We start from the raw sequence: 15,462 nt of genomic DNA, 5'->3' as shown, positions 1-15,462 counted from the left end.
AGATTTAAAATAAGGGGATAACATCAAAAACTCACACATTAAATCACCCGAAGTTCCTTAAGGTATTCTTCTATCTTTGCCTTAAGTGAACTTCTCTCCTCTTCAAGGGCCTCAAGTTTGTTCCACACGTGCCTTATATCAACTTCATCCCTCTCAATGATAGGTGTCACGTACAGAGTGACGTTCAAGTTATAGTCATTGTTCCTTACTTCCTCTAGGTTGACAACCCTTGCATAACCCTCAATGTCTTTGAAGTCATTATATGCGTTCACAATCTTGTCAATGTCCTGAGTTCTAAGCTTGTTCTGTCTCTTACCTTCTTCATAATCTTGACTGGCATTAATGAATAGTATCTTGCCCTTTCTCTCCTCAGGCTTGTTCTTTCTAAATATTATCAAAACCCCGGGAGCTCCAGTATTGTAAAACAACTTTTCAGGAAGCGCAATTATAGTCTCTATCCAGTCTTTTTCCACAATCTCCGCCCTAATGTCTCTCTCCTTCCCCCCTCTAAAGAGGGCACCGTTGTCAATTACCACACCCACTCTCCCAGTATCATCCCTCGCACTTGCAAGCATGTGCTGAATCCACAGCCAGTCCGCTGAGGTCCCCAGTGGGGGTATCCCAAAGGGAAACCTCTCTGCACTGAAGGGAGCTTTCTTAATTTCCTCTTCTAAACCCTTAAGGTTCTTGTCATTCCAAGGAGGGTTAGCCAATACCACATCGAACTTCTTTAGCCGTCCACCCTCAGTGAATTTGGGTTCAAAGAATGTGTCCCCGTGCCTTATGTCAGCATTCTTGATATCATGGACAACAATATTCACTCTTGCAATTACATAAGTCATGTCATTGACTTCCTGCCCGTAGAACTTTGCCTTTTTGATATCGCCGCCGTTCTCTTTTATGTGATAGTAGGCAGTTATTAACATGCCCCCAGTCCCACATGCAGGGTCATAAATTTCCTCATAGTCTTGAGGATCCAAGATTCTGACAAGGACTTTAACAACTTCTTTGGGAGTGAAGAATTCCCCACCCTTCTTTCCACTAGTCATGGCAAACTGCTCAATAAGATATTCATAAGCCTCACCAAGAATGTCGGGGCTGACATTTTTTCCAATCCTGTATTTATCAAAGTGGTCAATCAATTGTCTAAGTTTTTGATCTGGGAGTACGTCTTTCTTGTTGAAATCTACTCTGGTCAGAAGTCCCCTAAGGCTTTCATTGTGTTCTTCAATTTTCATAAGAACCTCATTCAATTTCTCACCAATGTTTACAGGAGTGTTCTTGACCTTTTCCCAAAGGCAATCCTCTGGTATCTGATACTTGTGCCAACTCTTTTTCTTAGCTTCGATCTCAGCAATCTTCTTGGCTTTTTCCTCGCCAAGCTTGTCTTTCATCTGATTAAAGATCCTCTCATAGACCTCCCAGTACTCATCTTCATATACGTCTGACAGTCTCTTGTAGAACAAGAGGGTTAATATGTACGGCATGTAATCAACTCTGTTCCTTAGTATATTTGCGGCATCCCAGAGCCAAGTTTTTAATTGCTCTTTATCTGTCAAGTCCGTTACTTTGTTAACTCTCTTTTCCGTTTTAGTTTCATCTGATTTTTTGGAATTAGGTTTTTTGATAAATGTAGTTAAAGGAACTTCCTTGTTCATTATACTCCACCACCCTATGAGTGTAATAAGGTAAGTAAATAACCTTTTCTAATGCCTTAAGTCATTGTTAGTGTTCTATTATTAATGGTGGTGACCTTATGGGAAAAAAGGAGTACAAAAAATTGAACGTTCTCATGCATGTTGAAACATACAGGTCACTAAAGGAGTACTCAGAGGAAAATAACATTGCGATGATTAAGGTGATTATCAAGGCTTTGAACTTTTCAATAAAACATCTAGACAAATTCAAGAAGTTCTTACAGCAGTATGCTGACTTTATATCTGATGATATTACCACACTAAGAACTTTTTCAGTGAGCGAGATAAATCATGAAAGGATAAAGGTATGGGCAGAAAAACTCGGCCTCAGTATGAGCACGTGGGTAGATAGTGCTGTGGCTTTCTATTTAGCGAAGAGACAGAAGATCTAAAGTATGTTTCCAGTGGAAAACTTTTAGCAACGGATGATTATAAACAGGTTATGGATTAGGTCATATCTCGAAGGTTACACTGGTTACAATCCCAAACAGGCCATCTTATGGGTAAAAAGAAACAACCAAACGGCCCGTACAAGATTTCAATTTTGACGTATAACAGGCTCCACAGGAAAACTTTTTGCAACACAATTCATCGCAGATCCATAAATACACCTATTATGCCGATACTTCTAATCGAAAAGATTCGACCATTAACTTCTATATTTCAGAAGACTAAATATTAGTGTTTAATTGTACCAATTTTGTTATTCATTATGATCATTCTCCATCGAAGGATCGACTAAAAATTTTTGATCAGAAAATTTTGTGCGAGGAAGTTGACGGAAATCTGACATACTGCATACAAGTCAATAAAAAGAAATGGGTAAGAATCAGATGAAAAAGTTGAGTAGAATGTTCTTGTAAGCATTTTTATTCAACATATCCTTAACTTTCTCTGTATCAATCTCGACATGATATACATATCTAACTTCACCATCAACCTTGATCGATGTTCTCTTTATGTCATCAATTGCAATCAATTTCAGCAATTCGAGTGCTACTTGACTGCTGACTTTGAGCTGATCAGCGAGTTCCTGTATGTCATAATAATACTCGCCAATGCTCTTCTTTTTGATTGCAAGACTGTCATAGTATTGTAGCAGTTTCCTTAGTGCTTCTGATAGTCTCTTTTGTCCAATCCTGATATTGTTATCTTTAATTTCGATCTCACTTCTCTGTGCGAACTCCCTCAACATTGTATCGAACAGCTTCATTAACTCCTTTCTTTCGATTTCTGTGAATTTTGAAATTGATAATGACTCTCTGAACTTCCGCCTCGCTGTTTCGACGTCTATCCCATCAGCAGGGAGCTCCCTGATGATTTTTTCTTCAATAAACTCCTCGACATACTCTTCTAATTCCTCTGTTTTTAGACTGTAAATTTGCTTGTATTTTCTTGATATGCTCGCTAATGTGAATGCTAGTTCTACCGTTTCCCTGCCAACTTCTTGCTCTCCTTTCAGTACTGCGATAACTTCTATTAACCGCATCAGATTGTTTGATAGTCTGTGCTTCTCTTCTTTGAGTTCTTCATTGGCAATGAAGCTCGCTATTTCCGCCTTGAACTTCTTGATGCTTTCTCTGAGCTTCTTTTTGTCAATGTAGTTTGCATTGTAAATCATTATGTTCCTTATGAGTTTTAGTAACCGTAATTCTCTTTCGGTTGGTTCTTCATTTTCTGCCTCTTCTTTGCTTTCAAACCAGCTGTCAAACAGTAAATTTGCTTCTTTTTCGCTGTCAGCTGTGTATTCGAATATATCTGTGTCGAGAATTGCTATTCTGTCAAATGTGCTGATGTGCTGTGTTATTTCCATCATTTCTTTTGCGATGAATTCTTCCTTGAGTTTCTCTTTTTCAAATTCATCTGTTGCGTATTCGAGTTGTTTCTTGAGCTTTCCTGAACTGTAGTTGCCCAATAACATTATGTTCGGTCTCGTTTGATAATCTAAGCTTCTTGAACTGTTTCCTATTGTAATTGAGACGTGGCCGTTGCTCATTACTGTATTTAGGGCGATGATTATATCTTTATCAACGTTTCTGAACTTATCCACCTCATCTATGACCATTACACCTCTATCTGCAGATTTTAAAGCTCCAACTCTTGTTTCTTTTGCCACTTGATCATAGCCTCCCAGAAGGCCGGGAATGGTCATTCTTGACCTATCAGCGTATTTCCAGCGTTTTGATATGTGGGGGAGATAATAGAGTGCGAGTGTTGTCTTACCGACACCCGGTCTGCTCAAAATGAGAGTGTGTAGCATTTCTATGTTGTTGAGCCAGCTATTCTGTGCTAAAATCAGGTGTATTAACTTCAATCTCCAAACAAAATCCCGTTTCTTTCTGTATTTTATTCTGGGGGCATAGTTGTCAATCATCCAGTCTAACAATTCTTCGCCGTTATTGAATCGCTTAAGAAACTCTTCAACCTCCTGCTTCTCCTTATTGGATAGTTTAGCCATCTCCTCTTCTGCGGGTTTGATGTCAGTCACAAAAAAGATCTCTTCAGCGACAGCTGAAGCGTTATCTGTCTGTTGCTCATAAATGATTCCCCAAAACTCCATTTCGGCCCCCAGATTTTCAATTAGTATGTCAAGATTGCTTGAGTAGGTCATGGCAGTTATCTCATTGTTCTCATCTGTGATTTTGAAGGATACTATTCCCATTTTGACGTTGTCCAAGTCTTTTTTGAGTATTCTGAGCATCTGGCCTGTCTCTGAGTCAAACAACTTCGGTTGCGGGGGCAGGTTGTAGGCTATCATCTTAGTTCTGTTTACGCCCGATCCCTTGACCACTTTTGCTCTGATGTAGAGTTCTGTAATTCCTCTATTGAGCGAAATTAATGTTCCCTTGATTTTAACGGGCTTGTAGAGATAGAGTTTTCTGTTTTTGTTATATTCTGTTAATGTTATTGCTTTCACATTTTCTAATTTGAATTTGATTGTATCGATTGTCGGATACTTTCTCAAAACATTATCGATTATGACGTCAAAGTCAAGCGGATATAATCTCTTATACTCGTCGAGTAACGGTTCTATGTAAACTATGCCTGCCTTGTTTGAGCCGTAGTACTTATAGTGGGCAACTATATACATATTTGTATCTGCGTCTGTATACGTGAAGTCTTCTTCTGTTAGTGTTTCAACTCCCCCTATCTTTTCTGTTGTATAGTATCTTATGAAGCCGGTAATGTCAAATTCGAAATCTCTTACGGTGTTTTTTATCAATTCTATTTTTTCTGCGACTTCTTTTGACGGTCTAAAGATTTCTTGAAGCAATTTGTTGTTGGAATTGTAGAGCTTAACAACGTCGCTGAAAACTTCTACATTTGTTAGTATTGTTTGCTCATCAAAATCCATCACTGTGAGTGTATCCTCTATTTTCTCTTTGAGTTGTGTGAGTATGTTTTCGATCTGCTTATACCTGACTATGATCTCGTCTGCTGTTTCAACCGTTTCTTTGATGTCATCGAGCATTTCGATGAGTTGTAGTGCTTTTTCTGTGTTTTTCTTGAATTCTTCTATTGCTTTTATTGTGCTTACTGCCATTTTCTATCACCCCCTATAGTGTTAATTGTAATCACCTCCTCATCTCTCCTATCATTTTTGATATTATCTTCTGTATTTTGTATTATATTTTGAACGTTTATGCCAGACTGAACAATAAGCATTATATTGTCTCTAATGATGACATCTGCCTCAATTGTTTTACTTTCTAAGTAAGCTTTTGCAATCGAAAGTGGGATTTTATAGCGGATTATGTTTTTGTGTTTGAATGTATTTGTTTTGAATCTAACAACGCCTTTCTTAGTAATGAGAACCGCGTTATAGTCTGTTTTCAAGACTATGTTTGATGGAAGTGTCCTTTTATGTATAACAAGCTCCGCAGACTTCTTATCACTAATATTATAGATTTTTGCCTTGCATCTTACAGTGTACGTTTCGTCATAGGACATTATATAAGGGATCTTGGAATTGATTTCTATCATCCTGACCACCTCTTTATTATATCATTAATACCAAATTCACTTAGGGTTTCTATAAATATAGAACATTCAGTTTTTATAAACTTGTGCATAATTTCAAACAAAAAAGTGATCAAAAATAAAATTAGTAACTGTTAATTTTCTCCAAAACTTCATCAAAGACACTCCAAGTTGTACAACAAAGCGGATATGGAGGTTTTAATTTACTTTTCATTTATTTTGAATTCAAAGATTGAAAAATGATAAATTGGGGGCTTACCCCTGATTTACTCTTTTATTAGCTCCTTTTGAAAGTGCAAAAAGAAATCCCTCGGGAGTAACTTGACGTCCTTGAACGCCTTATACCACATCGACCTAAGCTCTTCCCTCAATCCAGCGTCGCTATGAGGATAGCGGTTAAGATAATGCTCATATATTGTCTTTTGCACAGGGACAGGCACATCTTTGCGACGGTGGTGGGTGAGAAGCGATATGTGCGGTTCTGATACTCCTTTTGCGAGCAGGCGATTAGCATAAGCCTTCTTACAGAACTTGAGTTGCAACGGATAAAGCTTTTTGACAATAGTGTTGTTTGTGATGTACGCCATCGCCAACGTTTGCGGTGTATAGAGCTTCTTACGGGTCTTTCTGAGCTGTTCATCTAATCTGACAAACTGGAAGAGCTTATCATCATTGTTGAGACCATACCAGTTAATGTAGAATTTGATTAACTCTGTAGCCTCATCTGTTAAAAAATAGATTTCTGGAAGCCCGATTTTTGTGTTTTGCCCCCAGATGACCTTTTCTTTGAAATCAATGTCAGAGACTTTGACTTGTTGCAAATCATTGAACCTCATACCCGTTGTACTTAAAACAACATAAGCAAGGGCTGATGACAGGGTAAAGTTGTCTGTAACCAGCTCATTTAGATAAAGCTGGAATATGACCTCGATCGACTTCTTGATGTCTTCCAGCGAGACATCCTTCAACGTCCTAGCTTCCCGCTCTGCTCTCAGTTTGTTGGGAGATACAAGCTTACGGGGACTGAAATTCTTCTTCATAGCTTTGAGAAATATTGCATTCTCCGCTTCAACGTCACTAACTGTTTCAATAAAAGCTGTATAGAAGTCGAGGAAGTCAAAGAACATATGGTAATACTTTTCATAACTACTGTAACTGTACTTTCTGAATAAATGTCGCAAAAAGTTTACAATGAGATTTCTTGTAATGACAATGTAACGCTCATCATACTGTCTCCGAATGAGGTCTGGATAGTTCTCTTCGACGTAGTTGATGAAATCAACCTTAAAAAAGCGTTCAATCTTCCTGAGCCAGTTTGCCGTTATTCCTTTATCCCTCTTGAACTCGACAAAGCGGTCAAAGTCACTCTCAAAGACTGTGATATACCTGACGCCTGCATTCTGTCGCACTAATTGAGTGTCGAGCATCTGCTGTTTTAATCTTCTCAACTCATCTGCAACGTAAACATCTTCTCTCATCATCTTCATCACCCATGTTTTCGGGGCAGGTGAGGTGACTATTACTCACAGCGGCGTTGCTTCTTTTAAAGATAACCATATGTTCTGTTTTCGAACCTGAAAAACGGCTGTTTTTGGTAGTCTCTACTGTAACTTTCCAATACAAAAATTTATAAAGGTGGGGACTTTTTGCGTTGTGCTTTCTCCTCATCGTCCCCTAACTTCATTTCATATCCTCAACGTAGAGGAAGAGGGCTTTAAGGTACTCGGTGTCCTTTGAAGCCATCAATATTGGGTGGTCTGGGGCCTGCGTCCTGTAGGGTTCGAGCATCTTGAGGAACTTGCCGGCCTTGGCTGCAGCAGCTATGACCATGTCCTTGAAGGTCTGCATGTCAACGTGCTGTGAGCAGGAGGCAGTGACGAGTATTCCTCCCTCCTTGACCAGCTGAAGGCCCGCGTAGTTCACGTTGAAGTAGGCCCTGAGTCCGCGCTTTAGGTCTTTTTCATGCTGAACGAAGGCGGGGGGATCGAGGATGACGATGTCAAACTTCTCGCCCCTCTTTATCATCTCCTCCATAACTGGGAAAGCGCTTCCAACGATGTACTTCATTTTATCCTCGACGCCGTTCAGCTTCGCGTTCTCCTTCACCATGTTGATTGCCCATGGTGACTTATCAACTGCCACAACCTCGTCGGCACCTGCAACAGCTGCGTGGATGGCAAAGCCGCCCGTGTACGTGAAAACATCGAGAACGCGCATACCTGGCTTGACGTACTTCTCAAGTGCTATCCTGTTCTCCCTCTGGTCGAGGAAGAAGCCCGTTTTCTGGCCGCGCATGTCAACTATGAACTTTGCCCTGCCCTCTTCGATTACCGTCCGATATTTCTCCTTCCCCAGGAGGACACGCTCTATCTCCGGGAGTCCCTCTCTCCTCCTGCTCCTGCCGGTGTTCTTCTCAAAGACTGTCTCGATTTCAGGCTCTGCTTCCATAATGGCCTCTGCAAGGTCGAGCTTGAACCTCTCCATGCCAACGCTGGAAATCTGAATCGACGCTATTTCGTTGAAGCGGTCAACTATCAAACCCGGGAGATAATCAGCCTCGCCGTAGACCATACGGTAAGCCTTATCGTAGCCGAGAACCTTCTTTCGGTATTCATTGGCCTTCTTTATCCTCTCGCGGAACAGCTCCTTGTTTATTTTAGTCTCCCTATCCTTTGTGACGAGCCTGACCATGATGTTTGAGTTCGGGTTGACAAAACCTTTCCCGAGGAACTTTCCGCCCCTTGTGTAAACCTCAACGATGTCACCGGGAGCTATCTCACCCTCAGTCCTCACGACACCCTTCTTGAAGACTATCATCGCGCCCTTACCTATTGCCCTCGCTGCTTGAGCATCAACTATAACTCTCGCCATTCTCACCACCACCTGCGTTAAAAGGTGAGGGCTTTAAAAACTGTTGCTTTTCATTGCTGGATTTCTAAGCCCTTCAAAACCTTCCAACACTACCGAGCGATAGGTATTTAACCATTGCCGCCCTATAATCTCAAGGGTGATTCTATGCACTTCGAGGTAGTAAAGGAGTTTCTGGAGGACATCGGAGCCGACTGGATTGAGATTGAGGGGGAGATACACCTCGACCCCGAGGTCTTCTATGAGGTCTGGAAGTATGTCGGCCAGCCAGAGCTTAAGACGTATGTTATTGAGGACGAGGTCGTCGAGCCCGGTTCTTACGACCCCCCCGAGATGAAGTATACAGACGTTAAGAAGGTCAAGATTAAGAAGGTCTATTTCGAGACCCTTGACGGTAAGAAAATAGTTACCGATTACTCCGAATTCCAGAAGATTATGAAAGGCAAGTCTGCTTGATTCTTTTTCTGCTTAACTTTCGTTTTGTAGTTTTATTCATCTAAGGCTTAATTCAGGAGTATAGGCACCATCAGAGCGCCCATACAGTTTGTGCGTTTAACTCCGAGTAGAACCGCCAGAAGGCCAACAATGGAAGAAGCAACGAGAGCCAGAGCTCCAGCAATCCCGTCGAAGTACACCGAGAGGACAGCGAGGAAGACAAGCACTCCAAGGTTGAGGGCTTTGTACGGAATTTTAAAAACAACCGATGCCAGAATTTTTGAGATAACCTCACCGTAGAGCATTACCAAAATTCCGACGAAGAGCGAAGCGAAGAGAAATGCTAGAAGGGCGGAAAGACCCATCGGGGGCATCCTCATTACTATGCCGTTTCTGGCTCTCCCGGTTTCGAGAAAGTTAACCAGAGAAAAGAGGAAGTTTGCCGTGTTCGTTGAGTAAACAACAGTCAAAAACGAGCGTTCGTCCTTTGAGAAAAACGACCCCATCAGCGCCGCCTGGGATGATGTAAATGCGGGAACCAAAGAAGCGATCATCCCAAGAAGTGTTCCCAGGAAGGAAAAAGAGAGTAAAGATTTAGTATCCATCTCAAGGTCAGCACTTCCAGGCGATACCCCAGACATCTCATAAAACAATGCAACGAGAACAACGGGAACTCCAAATAGACCCGTCAAAAGATGATAAAGAGGTTCATGGAGGGAAATCCTGAGAACCATAAATCCAACCAGTCCAGAAAGGATCACTATAAACGCCGCCCAGAGCTTTTTTATGCCCCTTTCTGTTAGCACCAGCAGGGCTATTAAAAACAAGACTGCAATCTTGCCGATATTGAAAGTGTACAGCGGGGCTATCACAAGATAAAATGGGACTAGGGGGATAAATAGCAGTGTCGCAAGAAAACTCGAATACAGCGCTATCCTTATGACTTCCATTCCTTTCCCAGCAAGGACGAGTCTATGTGCTGGCAAAATGCTGAGGGCAGTCCCTTCATCCGGAATTCCGAGGAAAGTTGATGGAAACGCGTCGAGGTAGGTGTGGGTAAGTCCCATTGCAAACAGAGTGAGTGAAGGTAGCAATGCACCATTGAGCAAAACTGCTAAAGTATTGACATGGACTCCCGGCATTAGACCAGTAAAGGTCCCAAAGAGCGCCCCTAGCAGGAGCTCCCTGAGCATATGTCATCACCCGACCGAACTTCAAATGCAGGCTTTTCTCGGTAAGTCGTGAAAAAGCCGTAGGCGGTTACGTTCTCGCCAGAAGTCACTGATACTCCAAGGGATGTGGGGAGTTTGAGAAGAACCCAGCAGTTTCCATAGGTAACGTTGGCCAGCCCGAAGCCGTTCCGATACCTCTTCACCCAGGTAACGGTTCCAGATATCTTGGCGAAGTTTCCAGGTGAGTAACCACAGAGCTCGTTTGGCAGCTTTTCTCTAGGCTGAACAATTGAGCAGTTTAGACACAGTAGAGAAGACTTTCTCCTCAAAGCCCGGATGTGGAGGAGATCCCCCGTCCTCGCTTTAAACCCGTAGAGTCTTAGGTCAGTACAGTTAAGCTTTAGAGTGCTCCCCGAATTCAAAACGAGGCACTCCGTTTCAACAATGTCACCGATGGACGAATTCCAGAGGGGTTTAGACTCTGAATACCCCAGAAGTGTTATATCCTCCGATTCTGAAGGATAAAGGTAGATGTAATCTCTAACTCTGACAATACCAACTACTCGAACCCTCTGGCCGGGAGAGACCTCCACGCCCCTTAACTTTAAGACTTTGAACTCCTCGCTCCCGTTCCAGATTGATATGTATCGGCCAGTGGACAGGACCACGCCTTCAACCACAAATGGAAACCCGTTCTTGGGGGATGCAGGAAGTCCGCGCGTATGGACTTCAATGGGGTAGAAATTCTTCCCATACTCCAGACCCTTCACTAAAACCAGCTCTCCCTTAGAGGCGTTAATTGGAGACGCCAGATACACCCTCTCCGGTGTTAGAAGCTGAGGAGACCTATCTGTCCAGTATGCCCCTTCAATCGACTCCAGTGGAAAGTTGGGAGGCGATACCTGAAGAGATGACACATCCATCCAGAGACCTCTGCTAGTCTTCCTTAAACGACCATAGGCAGTGTAGACTCTTCCAACTTCAAGGGATCTCCCAATGGCGACACTCTGATTTCCATTGTAGAGGGTGGAGAAGCCCGGTGACGAATACACGCACAGCCCGGTGAACGCATCCTCCTTTGGTGGAGAGATTCGAATAAGCGCGAGAGAAACTATTGTCAGGGATATCAATAAAACGATGATTAATCTAGTTTTCATAACTCCTCAAAAAGGTAAACATTCGGAAGATTTAAAAATGTTTTGAAACGAAGGAGAACACTAACCAGAACAGAGCACAGTGTAACCAGTCGAATCTTCAAGCGAACGCTTTTCACCAGGAAAATGCTCAGTATATTTCGCCGCTCGGGTATACGACAAGCCCGTCGCTCATTATTTCAAAGGGATATTTCTTCATTGAGTGCTTAGTCTCACGCATCTTCCTTATCAGGAGGTACCTCTTTAATTCAACCTCACGCTCGATGAAATCCAGGAGGACAACACCTCTAGCTATGTACTCCTCTATTCCATACCTGCTGATTTTTCCTCTGGCCGGTTCGGGGGCCTCAGTAGTCAGGATAGAAGTTACGCCCATTTCGAGGAGTATCGTATTCAGCTGAAGAAGAACTTCTCTGAGTTCTTCCTCTTTCTTTAAGCGGAACGCGATAGAAGGGATCGAATCAATTACAAGTCTTTTGGCATCTATGGCCTTAACAACACGGTATATGTACCTGAGAAAGTCCTCGGTATTCAGATTGCCTTCAAGTACATACTGCTCCTCGGAGGGAAGACCAACAACCGCGCTGACACCATCAATTATAGCTATCTTGCCCTCTTTTTCGTATTTCTCTATGTCCCATCCAAACGCACGCATCTCCCTTCTGAGATCAACAGCACGCTCTTCGAGTGTCACTATGACACCCGGCTCGTCGTAGAGTTCAACACCTTTATAAACAAACTGAACCGCGAAGGTAGTCTTACCGCTACCAGTAGGACCAGTTACTAGAACAGTTGTACCTTTGGGGAACCCGCCGTTTACAAGCTCATCGAACCCCGGAATCCCGCTTTTTACTCTCGGAACAGTCCATTCACCGGTCATTCTAATCACCGCGATATTGCTATGATTATATTAAACCACACCTACCGACTGCTACGTATTAGAAACTATCACAATATAAAACTTTTGGATGTTCAGGCACCATAGAGAATTTTATTGTCCCCATAGTACATTATTATACACCCCAAAAAAAGGAAACCGTTTTATGGTTGATTATGCCACTCACATCAGGTGGGAGCATGCTAGACCCCTTTGGAAAGAGAGCTGAGGGCTTAATAAAGGAAGAATTTGGGGACATAATAACTTTCCTAGAGCGAATACCTTCTGCCCTCTCAATTGACGAGCCAGTAGCTATGATACAGCTGCTGCTTGAATCGGAGAATCCACCTCAAGAACTGATTGAAGTAGACAACCTAGAAGAACTTCGTGATCTGTTCAAGTTTTATGCTCTTCTCGGAGCGGCCTCCATCTCACCCTATGGGCTTGAAGCCGAGATAGTTAAGAGGGCCGCTCTGCGGTTGTATTCCGAGAGAATAAAAGCCTCCAAGAAGCTCAATGAAACTATGTTGCCCGTTACGCCCGTTGAAAAGGATGAACTTCCCCATAATGACCTTAACATCCTTGAAAGGCGAATGGACCGACATCTATCCCCCGAGGAGAAGGAAAAACTTGAGATAAAATATAGGATACCCCTAAAGAGCTTTCTGAACCTTTGGACGGGTTCCCTGAAAGAAGTGTACATAAGAAATGGGCACGCATACCTACGATGGGAAACCACCCTGAAGATGTGGGAGAAAGCCTTCGAGAGGAGGTTTGAGAGGGCCATTAACCTCCTCTACGATTACAGAGATGAACTCCCAGAATTCTACCACAGGCTCAGGGAGAAACTCGAAGAAATCGCTGAGGAGTACTTTAAAGAGAGGGGGGAGATGTTCAAAGGGACAGCATCTCCATTAAGGTTCGACCTTTTCCCGCCGTGCGTTAAGGAAGCGCTCAAGGGAGTGCCCGCAGGCATGAGAAACTATGCCATAACCGTACTCTTGACCAGTTTCCTCAGCTACGCGAGAATCTGCCCTAATCCACCCAAAAAAGACGTCAGAATAAAGGACTGCATTAACGACCTCAAAATCATCGAAGAGGAGATACTCCCCGTCATAATAGAAGCTGGAAACCGCTGCAAACCGCCGCTCTTCGAAGACCAGCCCCATGAGATAAAGAACATCTGGTACCACCTCGGCTTTGGTCTGACTGACAGCCCAACAATGGAGGACAGCGGAAACTCAACGTGGTACTTTCCTCCAAACTGCGACAAGATCCAGACAAACGCCCCCCAGCTGTGCAAACCGGACAGGTACTGCCGCGGAATAAAGAACCCGCTGAGCTACTACCTTAAGAGGCTCTACCTTGAGGGAAAAAAGAAAGAAGGTGAGACCGGTGAGTGAGCTGCTGAGAGAAGCGACACCGGAAGAAAGGAGGCTCTACTACTCAAGGGAATGGGACGCCAAAAAGCTGCCAGAGTTCATAGTGAAAAGCATTGAAAGGAGAGAATTTGGCTTTGATCACACAGGAGAGGGGCCAAGCGACAGGAAGAACGCATTCTCAGACGTCAGAGACCTTGAGGATTACATAAGGGCGACCGCCCCATATGCCGCATATTCCAGCGTTGCCTTTTACAGGAATCCCCAAGAAATGGAAGGCTGGATCGGTGCTGAGCTCGTCTTTGACATAGACGCCAAAGACCTCCCGCTCAGACGTTGCCAGAACGAACATCCCTCCGGCCAGGTGTGTCCAATCTGTCTCGAAGACGCAAAGGAGCTCGCCAGAGACACGCTGATCATTCTAAAGGAGGACTTCGGCTTTGAAAACGTCCACGTGATATACTCCGGCAGGGGATACCACATCAGGGTGCTCGATGAATGGGCGCTCAAGCTCGACTCCAAGGCCCGCGAGAGGATACTCTCCTACGTCAGCGCAGCAGAAGAGGTAACTTTTGACGACATCCAGAAGAGGTACATAATGCTGTCAAGCGGGTACTTCAGGGTTTTCAGGCTGAGGTTTGGATACTTTATTCAGAGAATAAACGAAAACCACCTCCGGAACATTGGTCTTAAGAAGTCAACGACCGAAAAGCTCCTTGACGAAAAGACCAGACAGAATATAATTGAAAAGTTCGTCAAAAAAGGCTTGCTTGCCGCATTTCCAGAGGGGGTTGGATACAGGACGTTGCTGAGACTGTTTGGACTCTCAACAACGTTTTCAAAGGCCTATTTCGACGGCCGTGTTACCGTTGACCTGAAGAGAATACTACGCCTTCCCTCAACTCTCCACTCCAAGGTTGGACTGGTTGCGACTTACATCGGAAGCGACGAAAAAAGGCTGGAAAAGTTCGACCCCTTCAGGGACGCAGTGCCGGAGTTCAGAAAAGAGGAAGTGAAAAAAGCTTATCAGGAATGGAAGGAGCTACATGGGGGATGAACGGAAGGACAAAAGTAGCAGTTTCTATGCTCATATGGGGCAGCGTAGGGATATTCGGAAGATTATCCCGCCTAAGTGGTCTTGGGGTCGCTTTTGCCAGAGTTTCCCTGGGTGCTCTGGTTCTGCTTATTGTTATTGGATTAACTAAGATAAAGCTACTAAGGGAGCTCCCCATAATTTTCAGAAACAACTGGAAACCGTTGCTTGGCCTCGGCACAGCCCTGGCACTTAACTGGGCGTTCCTGTTTACGGCCTTCAACTACACCACCATAGCAAATGCCGTAATGGTATACTACATCGCTCCCATTCTGGCCACTCTCATGTCCTGGCGTTTTCTTGGAGAAACCATAGACAGGAAAACGCTGGGCCTTATCATCCTGGCATTTTCGGGCCTCCTCCTGATAATGAGCGGTCAGGAAATAGGTTTCGAAAACCGAGACTTTGTGGGAATCCTGCTCGCGTTCACGGCAGCGTTTTTCTACGCCATGATACCCAACCTCGGAAGGTTCTTGAGGGAAGTTGAGGGAAAAATCCTAACGCTCAGCCAGTTGGGGATTGCTTCTCTCGTCCTCCTCCCCTTTGTCGTTGTCCAAGACGTTGGAAAGCCAGTCTGGTGGGCGGTTTTGGTACTCGTGCTCATCCATACGATTCTCGCGCTGTTCCTCTATATGGAGGGCCTTAAGGAAGTTGAAGTAAAGGACGCGGCGCTTTTGAGCTACCTTGACCCGGCAAGTGCAGTAGTTTACGCGTATCTCGTGTTTGGGGAGATTCCAAAAATAACGACGATCATCGGCGGCGCTTTGATACTTCTCGCTTCTGCCCTGGACATACTGAAGAAGTAA

13 protein-coding genes are annotated in these 15,462 nt (G+C 43.8%); 5 read left to right on the top strand and 8 right to left on the bottom strand.

All coding sequences use genetic code 11. The features are described from left to right. Window positions 1-38: 38 nt before the first annotated feature. The gene (locus A0127_RS06275) at window positions 39-1,658 is read right to left on the bottom strand and encodes a class I SAM-dependent DNA methyltransferase (RefSeq protein WP_082781401.1); all 1,620 of its coding nucleotides are present in this window, start codon (window positions 1,656-1,658) and stop codon (window positions 39-41) included. Between the two features lie 98 nt (window positions 1,659-1,756). On the opposite strand from A0127_RS06275, the gene A0127_RS06270 reads away from it, so the two are divergent. Further along, window positions 1,757-2,089: a hypothetical protein gene (locus tag A0127_RS06270; RefSeq protein WP_054840659.1), complete on the top strand. Its 333-nt coding sequence runs from the start codon at window positions 1,757-1,759 to the stop codon at window positions 2,087-2,089. Between the two features lie 437 nt (window positions 2,090-2,526). On the opposite strand, the gene A0127_RS06265 is transcribed toward A0127_RS06270, so the two are convergent. The 4 genes from A0127_RS06265 to A0127_RS06250 form a co-directional block, all read right to left on the bottom strand. Beyond that, window positions 2,527-5,241, bottom strand: coding sequence for an AAA family ATPase (locus A0127_RS06265; RefSeq protein ID WP_062389378.1), 2,715 nt, complete (start codon window positions 5,239-5,241; stop codon window positions 2,527-2,529). Continuing rightward, complete coding sequence (locus A0127_RS06260) at window positions 5,232-5,681, bottom strand: hypothetical protein (RefSeq protein WP_062389374.1); 450 nt, start codon at window positions 5,679-5,681, stop codon at window positions 5,232-5,234. Before A0127_RS06260 ends, A0127_RS06265 begins: the two co-directional genes overlap by 10 nt. A 263-nt stretch (window positions 5,682-5,944) precedes the next feature. Next, window positions 5,945-7,165, bottom strand: a complete 1,221-nt coding sequence (locus tag A0127_RS06255; protein ID WP_156471169.1) for a tyrosine-type recombinase/integrase — start codon at window positions 7,163-7,165, stop codon at window positions 5,945-5,947. Window positions 7,166-7,358: 193 nt separating this feature from the next. Then, window positions 7,359-8,549 carry a class I SAM-dependent rRNA methyltransferase gene (locus tag A0127_RS06250; protein WP_062389370.1) on the bottom strand — a complete coding sequence of 397 codons (1,191 nt, stop codon included), beginning with the start codon at window positions 8,547-8,549 and terminating at the stop codon, window positions 7,359-7,361. A gap of 144 nt (window positions 8,550-8,693) precedes the next feature. Between A0127_RS06250 and A0127_RS06245 the strand changes: the two genes are divergently transcribed. Continuing rightward, window positions 8,694-9,002: a DUF5748 family protein gene (locus tag A0127_RS06245; RefSeq protein ID WP_062389367.1), complete on the top strand. Its 309-nt coding sequence runs from the start codon at window positions 8,694-8,696 to the stop codon at window positions 9,000-9,002. Window positions 9,003-9,049: 47 nt separating this feature from the next. Here the strand turns inward: A0127_RS06245 and A0127_RS06240 are convergent, their stop codons facing one another. The 3 genes from A0127_RS06240 to A0127_RS06230 all read right to left on the bottom strand — a co-directional run bounded on the left by A0127_RS06240 (window position 9,050) and on the right by A0127_RS06230 (window position 12,187). Continuing rightward, complete coding sequence (locus A0127_RS06240; RefSeq protein ID WP_062389365.1) at window positions 9,050-10,174, bottom strand: tripartite tricarboxylate transporter permease; 1,125 nt, start codon at window positions 10,172-10,174, stop codon at window positions 9,050-9,052. Beyond that, a complete protein-coding gene (locus tag A0127_RS06235) occupies window positions 10,153-11,283 on the bottom strand; it encodes a hypothetical protein (protein WP_231855737.1) in 1,131 nt (376 codons plus the stop codon). The genes A0127_RS06240 and A0127_RS06235 overlap by 22 nt, the downstream gene beginning before the upstream one ends. Window positions 11,284-11,437: 154 nt before the next feature. Further along, on the bottom strand, window positions 11,438-12,187 hold the full coding sequence (locus tag A0127_RS06230) for an ATPase domain-containing protein (RefSeq protein ID WP_062389360.1): 750 nt from the start codon (window positions 12,185-12,187) through the stop codon (window positions 11,438-11,440). 197 nt (window positions 12,188-12,384) lie between these two features. Here A0127_RS06230 and priL point away from each other — a divergent pair, with 197 nt between their 5' ends. Genes priL through A0127_RS06215 form a run of 3 tightly spaced genes read left to right on the top strand, consistent with a single transcriptional unit; the run spans window position 12,385 to window position 15,462 of the window. Beyond that, on the top strand, window positions 12,385-13,587 hold the full coding sequence (gene priL / locus A0127_RS06225) for a DNA primase large subunit PriL (protein WP_062389354.1): 1,203 nt from the start codon (window positions 12,385-12,387) through the stop codon (window positions 13,585-13,587). Next, window positions 13,580-14,620, top strand: a complete 1,041-nt coding sequence (gene priS, locus A0127_RS06220; protein ID WP_062389351.1) for a DNA primase catalytic subunit PriS — start codon at window positions 13,580-13,582, stop codon at window positions 14,618-14,620. Before priL ends, priS begins: the two co-directional genes overlap by 8 nt. Further along, window positions 14,617-15,462, top strand: coding sequence for a DMT family transporter (locus A0127_RS06215; protein ID WP_062389345.1), 846 nt, complete (start codon window positions 14,617-14,619; stop codon window positions 15,460-15,462). The genes priS and A0127_RS06215 overlap by 4 nt, the downstream gene beginning before the upstream one ends.

The sequence above is a fragment of the Thermococcus peptonophilus genome, from assembly GCF_001592435.1.
Classification (GTDB): Archaea; Methanobacteriota_B; Thermococci; order Thermococcales; family Thermococcaceae; genus Thermococcus; species Thermococcus peptonophilus.
This window is presented reverse-complemented; position numbering and strand designations above follow the sequence as displayed.